Here is a 6,963-nt window from a genome sequence, read left to right on the forward strand (position 1 = left end):
GCCCCGCCGGTGCTACAGCCGCTGCTGCCGCGACAGGATCGTCTGGATGATGACGACGACGGCGAGGAAGCCGCCGGACACCACCTGCTGCACCGAGCTCGACAGCGACCCGACCTGGTTGATCACGTTCTGGATCACCTGCAGCAGCAGCACCCCGGCGAGGGTGCCGAGCAGCGAGCCCTTGCCGCCCGACAGCAGCGTGCCGCCGATCACGACCGCCGAGATCGCCGTCAGCTCGAGGCCGACGCCGACGGTCGGCACACCGGACGAGGAGTACGCCGCACTGAGCGCCCCCGCGAGCCCGGCGGTCGCGCCGCTGAGCACGTAGACGGAGAACTTCACCTGGCGCACCGGCAGGCCCATGAGCGTCGACGCGCTCTCCGAGCCGCCGACCGCGAGCACCTGCTGGCCGGTGCGCGAGCGCGCGAGCAGCAGGATGCCGAGCAGCAGCAGCACGAGCGCGATCACGACGGGCCAGCGGATGCCGCCGCCGATCGCGCCCTGCCCGATCGCCCGGAAGGCGGCGTCCTTCACGAGCGGGGTGTCCGATCCGCCGTTCGTGATCGCGAGCGCGACGCCGCGGAGCGCGAGCAGGCCGGCGAGGGTGACGATGAACGGCGCCATGCCGCCCCACGCCACGAGCCCGCCCTGCACCGCGCCGACGACGACGCCGACGGCGAGCGGCACGAGCAGCGCGGCGGGCGCGCCGCCCCACTGCGACGACTGGGCCGCGAGCACGCCCCCGAGCGCGAACATCGAGCCGACGGAGAGGTCGATGCCGCCGGTGAGGATCACGAACGTCATGCCGATCGCGATGATGAGCGGGAACGACGACTGCGTGAGGATGTTCGCCGCGTTCGACCCGGTCGGGAACGTCGGGAACGAGACGCTCGCGACGACGACGAGCAGTACGAGTACCACGATGGCGCCGTACGACTGCACGATGCCGAGCGCGCGCTCCCGTCCCAGCTGGGCGGCGCTGGCGGGTCCGGCCTCCGGCTCGATCACGGTCATCGGGTCACCTGCCGTCCGCGCTGGATGAAGACGGCGACCACGATGATGCCCGCCTGGATGATCTGCGACACCGGATCGGAGACGTCGTGCTTCACGAGCGTCGCCGAGATGAACTGCAGCAGCAGCGCGCCGACCACCGTGCCGGCGATCTTCACCTGGCCGCCCGCGAGCGGGGTGCCGCCGACGACGACCGCGGTGATCGCGCTGAGCTCGATGAGGTTTCCGATGGTGGAGGGCACCGACGCACTGAGCCGCGCGACGCCGACGAGCCCCGCGATGCCCGCGAGCACCGCGCAGATCACGTAGACGAGCAGCAGGATGCGGCGCACCGGCAGGCCGGCGAGCTCGGCCGCGCGGCGGTTGCCGCCGATCGAGACGAGCTGCTTGCCGAACGTGGTGCGGTTGACGAGCACGGCGACGATCGCGACGAGCACCGCCGCCAGCAGCACGCTGTACGGCAGCACGCCGCCGATCGAGCCGCTGTTGAGCTGCAGCAGCACCGGGTCGACGACCGACTTCGACTGCTCGTTCGAGAACAGCAGCGCGAGTCCCCGGCCGGCGACCATGAGGGCGAGGGTCGCCACGATCGGCTGCACCCCCACGAACGCGACGAGCGACCCGTTGATCACGCCGATGAGCGCGGTGACGACGAGGGCGATGAGTGCAGCGGGGAAGAACCCGTAGCCGATGTAGAGCGGCAGGATCGCGGCGGCCATCGCCATCGACGCGCCGACGGAGAGGTCGATGCCCTCGGTGCCGATCACGAGCGCCATGCCGAGCGCGACCACGAGCACCGGCACGACCTGCACGAGCTGGGTGCGGAAGTTGTCGACCGTGAAGAAGTTGTCGGTGAAGACGAGATTGAACAGCAGGATCAGCACGAGGCCGGCGTAGACGCCGTAGCGCTGCGCGTACCGCAGCACGGCGCCGCGACGGGGCAGGGCGATGGTCACGCTCGCGCCGCTCATGCGCGCACGTCCTCTCCGCGCTGGTCTTCTCCGCGCTGGTCTTCTCCGCGCTGTTCTTCTCCGCGCTCGTCCTCGCCGGCGGGCCGGTCCTCGCCGGCGATCGCGGCGAGGTAGTGCTCCTCGTCGACCTCCGAGCCGTGCAGCTCCGTCGCGACCCGGCCGTCGCGCAGCACGACCATGCGTCCCGCGCCCTCGACGACCTCCTCGACCTCGCTCGAGACCAACACGATCGCGAGGCCCTCGCGGGCGAGCTCGTCGATGAGCGCCTGCACCTCGGCCTTCGCGCCGACGTCGATGCCGCGCGTCGGCTCGTCGAGCAGCAGCACCTTCGGGCTCATGGCGAGCCAGCGCGCGATCATCACCTTCTGCTGGTTGCCGCCGGAGAGCTCCGACACCGGCTGGTCGGGGCTCGAGGCCTTGATGCGCAGCCGGCGCATGAACACGTCGACCACCTTGTCCTGGTGCTTCTTCGACGAGAAGCCGCCGACGCTGAGCCGCGGCAGAGCGGCGAGCACGATGTTGTCGCGCACGGAGAGTCCGGGCACGATCCCCTCGGTCTTCCGGTCCTCCGGCAGCATGACGATCCCGGCGCGGATGGCGGCGGGCACCGATCCGGACCGCACCGTCCGCCCGTCGACGGTCACCGATCCGCGGTCGAGCTGCATGACGCCGGCCATGGCCTTGAGGGTCTCGGAGCGGCCGGCGCCGAGCAGGCCGCCGAGGCCGACGACCTCGCCCGGACGGATGTCGATGCTCACATCCTCGATCTGGTGGCGGCGGGTCAGGTCGCTCGCGACGAGCACGGGCGGGGCGGCGCTGACGTGATCCTCCTCGGCGAACGCGGTCTGGCCGGTCGAGGAGTCGACCGCACGGCCGAGCATGAGCGAGACGAGCTCGCGGCGCGGCAGGTCGGCCAGCTCCCCCACGTGCACGACGCGGCCGTCGCGCAGCACGGTGACGCGCTCGCACACCCGGTAGATCTCGTCCATCCGGTGACTGACGTAGATGATGGCGATGCCCTGATCGCGGAGCAGGCGGATGACGCGGAACAGCGTCTCGACCTCCTTCGTCTCCAGCGACGAGGTCGGCTCGTCCATGATGACGACCCGGGCGTCGATGCTCACCGCTCGGGCGAGCGCGACCATCTGCTGCACCCCGAGCGCGAGCGAGCGCAGCGGCCGGGTGACGTCGAGGCTGATGCCGTAGCCCGCGAGCAGCTCGCGCGCATCCGCGTTCATCCGCCGGTAGTCGATGAGCCCGAGCAGCCCGCGCGGCTCCCGGCCGAGGTAGATGTTCTGGGCGACCGACATCAGCGGGATGAGGTTGACCTCCTGGTAGATGGTCGACACCCCCGCGCGCTGCGCGTCGAGCGGCTGGGCGAAGCGCACGACGACGCCGGAGACGGCGATCTCGCCCTCGTCGGGCTGGTGCACGCCCGTCAATGCCTTGATCAGCGTGGACTTGCCGGCGCCGTTCTCGCCCATCAGCGCGTGGCTCTCGCCGGGCTGGATGGCGAAGTCGATCTCGGCGAGCGCGGTGACGCCGCCGAAGCGCTTCGTCACGCCGCGGGCTTCGAGCACGGGCGCCGCAGCCGGGGTGGTGGTGGACGACACGAGGGCGCCTTTCTACGTCGGAAGGGGCGCGGACGCACGTCGGCGGCGACCGGGGAGACCCGGCGCCGCCGACGCGCGATCGCAGTCGATCAGAAGGCCGAGTTCACCTTGTCGGCCGCGTTGGAGGCATCGTACTCACCGTCTTCGATGATGATGTCCTGCCCGACCGGGTCGCCGGCGAGGAAGGTCTTCAGGGTGTCGAAGGCGAGCGGCCCGAAGCGCGGGTTCGACTCGATGACGCCGTTGTAGGTGCCGGCGACGATCTGCTGCACCGCGTTCTTGGTGCCGTCGATCGAGTACAGCTGGATGTCCTTGCCGGGGGTCTTGCCGGCCGACTGGATGGCGGCGAGGGCGCCGAGGCCCATCTCGTCGTTCTCGGCGTAGATCGCCGTGATGTCGGGGTTCGACTGCAGCAGCTGCTCGGTCACCGACTGGCCCTTGTCGCGGGCGAAGTCGCCGGTCTGCTGGGCGACGATCTCGATGCCCGATCCCTCGGCCTTGATCTCGTCGACGAAGCCCTTGGTGCGGTCGGTGGTCACGCCGTTGCCGGAGGCGCCGAGCAGGATCGCGACCTTGCCCTTGCCGCCGGTGCCCTTGATGAGCTGGTCGGCGGCGCGCTTGCCCTGCTCGACGAAGTTCGAGCCGAGGAACGACACGTAGTCCTTGCACGCGGTGGCGTTGAGCTTGCGGTCGACCGTGATGACCGGGATGCCCCTGTCACGGGCGGCGGAGAGGGCCGGCTCGAGGCCGTCGCTGTTCAGCGGCGCCACGATGAGCGCCTGGGCGCCCTGCGAGATCATGTCCTGGATGTCGGAGATCTGCTTCGACAGCGTGGACTGCGCGTTCGTCGTGATGAGCTTCTTCACGCCGAGCTTCTGCGCCTCGTCCTTGATCGACTGCGTCTCGGCGATGCGGAAGGGGTTGTCCTCCTTCTCGGACTGCGAGAAGCCGACGACCAGGTCCTTGAGGTCGAGCCCGGTCTTGATGCCGGCGCCGTAGGTCTCGAGGTCGCAGGTGGGGCCGTCGGACGCCTTGACGGTCTGCTTGGTGTCGCCGGCGTCGCCGCCGGATCCGGAGCCGGTGCCCGGGTTGGTGCAGCCGGCGAGCGCGAGGCTCATCGTCGCCGCGAGGGTGATCACGCCGAGCGCGAGGCGCCGGCGGGAGGGGGATGTGGTCATCGTCGACCTGACTTCCTTGTCGGTGTGTGATCGCAGAGCGCGGTCCGGACGGGGCGGGACCGCTGACGCGATTGTTCCGAAACCGTGTCCAAAAGTCCAGTACCGCGAATCGGACACGCGATCGGTCACTCCGAGGCGGTCAGCGGGTCGCCCTCCAGGTCGACGCCGGAGGGCAGGCGCAGGGTGATGCCCGGCGCGGGCTCCTCGAGGTCGGGCTGCGAGTTGGAGCCCTCGAGCACCCGGTAGACCGTGGCGCGCGACGTGCCCATCTCCTGCGCGATCTCGCGCACGGTCGCGCCCTGCTCCTTGAGCATGAGCACGCGCTCGACGTTCGTCGGCGAGAGCGCACGGGGCCGCCCCCCGACGCGGCCGCGGGCCCGGGCGGCGTAGACGCCGGCCATCGTGCGCTCGCGCGAGAGCTGCCGGTCGAGCTCGGTGAACGCCGCGATGATCGTGAGCAGCGCGGTGCCGTCGTCGCCCGACGTGTCGAGGCCCTCCGAGATGCTGCGCACCCCGACCCGGCGGCGTCCGAGCAGCTCGAGCAGCGCGAGCACGCCCGACATCGTGGAGCCGAGGCGGTCGAGGCGCCAGACGACGAGCGTGTCGCCGGCCTCCACCTCCTCCAGCGCGGCCGTGAGCTGCGTGCGGATCGGCGTGGAGGTGTGCGCGCTGATGTCCTCGAACACCCGGTCGACGCCGCGGCTGCGCAGCAGATCGCGCTGGTAGTCCGCGTTGTGCTCCAGCGGGCCGACCCACAGGTAGCCGACGGTGGTCATGCGCAGCCTCGCTCGACGGACTCGGGGCGCCGGCAGCCCGGCGTCGGGAAACAGGGGTGACTGTAGCACCGGCGTCCGCGCGCGGCGTCAGGGCTGGCGGCGCTCGATCCGCCAGGCGCCGGAGCCCCCGTCGACGTCGCGGAGGTAGACGATCCGGTCGTGCAGGCGCGACGGCCTCCCCTGCCAGAACTCGATCGCGGACGGCTCGACGATCCAGGCGCCCCAGTGCTCCGGGCGCGGGATGTCGTCCTCACCGCCGAAGCGCTCCTCGGCCGCCGCGACCCGGTCGAGCAGGGCGTCGCGCGACGCGATCGGCCGGGACTGCTCGCTCGCCCAGGCGCCGATCCGGCTGCCGCGCGGGCGGGTGCGCCAGTACGCGTCGGAGACGTCGGCGGGCGCCGGGCGGGCGGTGCCGTCGACGATCACCTGCCGGTCGAGCTCCTGCCATGGGAACAGCAGCGCGACCCGCGGATGCGCGGCGAGCGCCCGGCCCTTGCGGCTCTCGCCGTTCGTGACGAACTGGAACGCCGGCCCGTCCGGTCCGTCGAGCGACTTCAGCAGCACGGTGCGCACGCTCGGGGCGCCGTCCGGATCGACGGTGGTCACCACCATCGCGTTCGGGATGTCGAGGGCGGACGCCTCGGCATCCGCGAGCCACGTCCGGAACTGCGCGAACGGATCCGGATCGACGGTCTCCTCGCCGAAGGGCGGCCCGTCGTACTCGTCGTGCACGTCGAGCGAGCTCATGCGACCGGGGTCCCGACTGCCGGGCTCAGCTCGCCGCGCGACGGCGGCGGAGCACCTCGTCGAGGTCCGGCACCGCGCTCGGCACCTCGCCGACGACGCCCATCCCGGCCCAGCGGCTCGGCACCGACGGCGCCGGGCGGTCGCGGCGCTCGGCGGCGGGTGCGGCGGCCGGCTCGGGGCGCGCGGGCATCGCGACGACCTCGGCCTCCTGGTGGGCCGCCCGGAGCGCGGCCTGTGCGACGGCCGACGCCTCGCGCATGAGGCGCTCCGCGTCGAGGGGCGGCGCGACCGGCTGCGGCGCGGGGCGGTCGAGGTAGAGCGGCTTCGGGATCGGCACCGGCGTCCAGGCGCGCTGCGGCGCGGCGGCGGCCGGCGCTGCGGACTGGCGCCGCACCGTCGGGGCCGGCCGGGTTGCGGTGGCGGGCGCTGCGGCGGCGGCATCCCGTGCGATGCGACGGCGGCTCAGCGAGCGGAGTCCGCTGACGGAGGCGACGCCGACCATGCCGGCGCCGCCGAGCACGGCGACGGCGGCGGTGGTGACGCCGGAGGTCATGACGAGCGAGCCCTGCACCGCGACGACCGCGAGCGCGAGGAGCAGCGAGAGGGCGGCGGCGCGGCGTCCCCGGCGCAGCCGCCGGCGGGCGCGCTCGGCGGCCGTGATGACGGG

Annotated in this window: 6 protein-coding genes and 1 pseudogene; all 7 read right to left on the bottom strand. The window is 72.2% G+C overall.

Annotation, left to right across the window (positions count from 1 at the left end; genetic code table 11):
- Positions 1 to 12 precede the first annotated feature (12 nt).
- Positions 13 to 1,014, bottom strand: coding sequence for an ABC transporter permease (locus AC1RSJ_RS14280; protein ID WP_493119098.1), 1,002 nt, complete (start codon positions 1,012 to 1,014; stop codon positions 13 to 15).
- Positions 1,011 to 1,982 (bottom strand): ABC transporter permease, encoded by a 972-nt coding sequence (locus AC1RSJ_RS14285; protein ID WP_493119099.1) that lies wholly within the window; start codon positions 1,980 to 1,982, stop codon positions 1,011 to 1,013. The genes AC1RSJ_RS14280 and AC1RSJ_RS14285 overlap by 4 nt, the downstream gene beginning before the upstream one ends.
- Entirely contained in the window at positions 1,979 to 3,595 is a 1,617-nt protein-coding gene (locus tag AC1RSJ_RS14290) for a sugar ABC transporter ATP-binding protein (RefSeq protein WP_493119100.1), read from the bottom strand. Before AC1RSJ_RS14290 ends, AC1RSJ_RS14285 begins: the two co-directional genes overlap by 4 nt.
- Positions 3,596 to 3,684: 89 nt before the next feature.
- A complete protein-coding gene (locus tag AC1RSJ_RS14295; protein WP_493119101.1) occupies positions 3,685 to 4,773 on the bottom strand; it encodes an ABC transporter substrate-binding protein in 1,089 nt (362 codons plus the stop codon).
- A gap of 125 nt (positions 4,774 to 4,898) precedes the next feature.
- On the bottom strand, positions 4,899 to 5,549 hold the full coding sequence (locus AC1RSJ_RS14300; protein ID WP_493119102.1) for a recombinase family protein: 651 nt from the start codon (positions 5,547 to 5,549) through the stop codon (positions 4,899 to 4,901).
- 87 nt (positions 5,550 to 5,636) lie between these two features.
- Positions 5,637 to 6,296, bottom strand: coding sequence for a pyridoxamine 5'-phosphate oxidase (gene pdxH / locus AC1RSJ_RS14305; RefSeq protein WP_493119103.1), 660 nt, complete (start codon positions 6,294 to 6,296; stop codon positions 5,637 to 5,639).
- Between the two features lie 25 nt (positions 6,297 to 6,321).
- Positions 6,322 to 6,963: pseudogene (locus AC1RSJ_RS14310) on the bottom strand (hypothetical protein); the annotation flags it as partial.

The sequence above is a fragment of the Schumannella sp. GW821-FHT10F01 genome, assembly GCF_058809295.1.